The sequence below is a fragment of the Ruegeria sp. BHSA123 genome (assembly GCF_059613425.1).
Window position 1 is genome coordinate 1 of sequence record NZ_JBXWSL010000160.1, and the last position, 1629, is coordinate 1629.

2 protein-coding genes are annotated in these 1629 nt (G+C 54.3%); one reads left to right on the top strand and one right to left on the bottom strand.

Translation table 11 applies throughout. The features are described 5' to 3' along the window. A partial coding sequence (locus tag AC2FNC_RS20750) for an ABC transporter substrate-binding protein (protein ID WP_496716571.1) occupies positions 1-722 on the bottom strand: 722 nt, incomplete at its 3' end. Positions 723-862: 140 nt separating this feature from the next. On the opposite strand from AC2FNC_RS20750, the gene AC2FNC_RS20755 reads away from it, so the two are divergent. Further along, on the top strand, positions 863-1629 hold a 767-nt coding region (locus AC2FNC_RS20755; protein WP_496716573.1), incomplete at its 3' end, for an IclR family transcriptional regulator.

Genomic DNA, 1629 nt, shown 5'->3' on the forward strand with positions numbered 1-1629 from the left:
TCAATGAAAGCCCCCATGTCGATCAACTGCTTCCAGTTTGCAAAGGTCTGCTTGACCCGGTCATCTTCCCAGCTGATTTCGCCGTTGGCCAGTTGATTGTGGAAGTCGAACCCGTTGGTGCGCATGTTCAGGTAGTCAAACCAACCGCCAGCGGTCCACAGGAACTTGGTCCCGATGGTATAGCAAGCACGGCCTGAATCGACGATCTTCTGGCAATTTGCCAGCTCTTCTTCCCAGGTAGTCGGTTCGCTGAGGCCCAATTCGTCAAAGATATCTTTACGATAGTAAACGCCCCACTGGTAGTAAGTGTAGGGGACGCCCCATTGTTTGCCATCGATGGTCATCGCGCCTTTGGTTGATGCCAGGTTTTCAGCAATTTCAGGTTCCGCCCAAAGATCCGAGACGTCTTCGAACAGACCGGCCTCGACATATGGTTTCATACGGTTGGCGGCGTACCAAGTGGCCACGTCAGGTGTGTCAGCCGTCAGAAAGTTGCGGATCTGGGTCTTATACGCTTCGCGGTCGATAACCGTGGTTTCGATCTCTAGGCCGGGGTGCTGCGCTGCAAACCGCTCGATCATCGCTTCCATCGTTGCGCGCGGGGCCGGGTTTGACGTGTCCAGGAATATCCGAAGCTCTCCAGTTAGGTCAGCAGCCACCGGTGCCGCCATAGCAACGCCAAGTGCCAGCGCAGCGGTTGTGCGCTTGAAAGTGGAATACATGGTTTCCTCCCTGTTGTTTCCACAAAAGTTCCAAATAATGAAACTATGTTTTATATATTGAAAACTACACATCGACTCGGTTAGTCTTGTCAAGACCCTCGTGCGAACTGCGATGGGCAAGCGGAGGAGAACGGACGCCCGTGTCAGGTGACGGAACTATTGGCAAAGCATGTGACGTGCTGGATCAGGTCGCCGCATTTCAGCGCCCTGTGCGATTTTCGGAGTTGCTGGACGGCAGCGATTTTCCGAAAGCAACATTGTATCGGTTTTTGCAATCATTAACCAATCAGGGAATGCTATGTTACGACCCCGAGCGCCAAACCTACGCGCCGGGTATGCGTTTGGTACGGCTTGCGCATGCAGCCTGGACCCAAAGCTCACTGGCCCCTATCGCACGTCCGTTCCTCGATATTCTAAGCCAGGAAACTGGAGAGACTGTGCATTTGGCGCAGCTCGATGCTGGTCAGGTTCTATACGTAGACAAACGCAACGCAGCGCAACCGATCGAGATGTATTCTCAGGCGGGTAAGGTGGGCCCGGCCTATTGCACGGGTGTCGGCAAGGCGATGCTTGCCTTTCTGAATGAAAGTGACCTTGACCGGGCAATTTCGCAGCAGAGTTTTCATCGCTTTACCGACAAGACCCTGACGTCCGACAATGACCTGCGCACGGATCTTGATCGAATTCGCAGCAAGGGTTTTGCCGTTGATGACGAAGAGCATGAACCCGGAATTATTTGCGTCGCCTGCCCTGTTCTTACAACAAACGGCCGTGTCCTGGGCGCGATCTCAGTAACCGGCTCGACCCAGCGAATGGATTTTGAACAACTCGAGGCATGGGTGCCTCGTGTGCGGCGGGTGGCTGAACAAATCAGCACCGAGGCGCAGGCATGGCGTTTCCCTGAAAC